This window comes from Mycobacterium parascrofulaceum ATCC BAA-614 (genome assembly GCF_000164135.1).
In the GTDB taxonomy this organism is placed as follows: Bacteria; Actinomycetota; Actinomycetes; order Mycobacteriales; family Mycobacteriaceae; genus Mycobacterium; species Mycobacterium parascrofulaceum.
The window spans coordinates 1-614 of sequence record NZ_GG770665.1 but is presented as its reverse complement, the minus strand read 5'-3'; the positions used below and the strand labels follow the sequence as shown (position 1 = coordinate 614).

The following is a 614-nucleotide window of genomic DNA, read 5'->3' as shown; positions in this document are numbered from 1 at the left end:
AACCCGCTCAGGCCGCCGCCACCGCCGCCGCCCGACATCAAGCCGCCCAGCCCGGACAGGGGCATACCGCCGCCCATCCCACCTGCACCCAGACCGCGATAGCCCGCCGCCAGCTGACGCATCCGCATCGCCAACAGCCGGTTTTCGGCCGTGGTCTGATCCAACTGACGCTGCATCGCGGCCAAATGATCATCCATGGCCGCCATGATCAACTTCGCGCCCGCCGGCGAACGACCCATCCCCGCGGTCGCAGCACCCACCGCGCGGGCCTGATCCCGAATCAACCCCGACCCGGCGCGGCCCTGCGCACCAACCTCACCACCTTGGGCCTACCGCCTGCCCCGAGTCCCCGTCAAGACCATCCGCACCGGCCTGCGCCTGCTGATACGCCCCACCGGCGGCCCGAGCCCCACCCGTCAAACCGCTGTCGCCATCCGGGGCCTCCGGCACCGGCACCCGACCCCCAGCGGCGAACACCTGCCCACCACCCGGCCCCCCGGCCGGGAACAACTCATGACCGCGACTCAGCAGCCGATCAACCCCAGCCACGAACGCCGCAACACTCACCCACCAAAATTAACCCGAGCAAATCCCCCCGGCCACAGCCACGCAAA

At 70.4% G+C, this 614-nt stretch carries 1 pseudogene; it reads right to left on the bottom strand.

Annotated elements, in window-relative coordinates:
- Window positions 1-197 (bottom strand): annotated as a pseudogene (locus HMPREF0591_RS30135) (NlpC/P60 family protein); the annotation flags it as partial.
- Window positions 198-614: the final 417 nt, after the last annotated feature.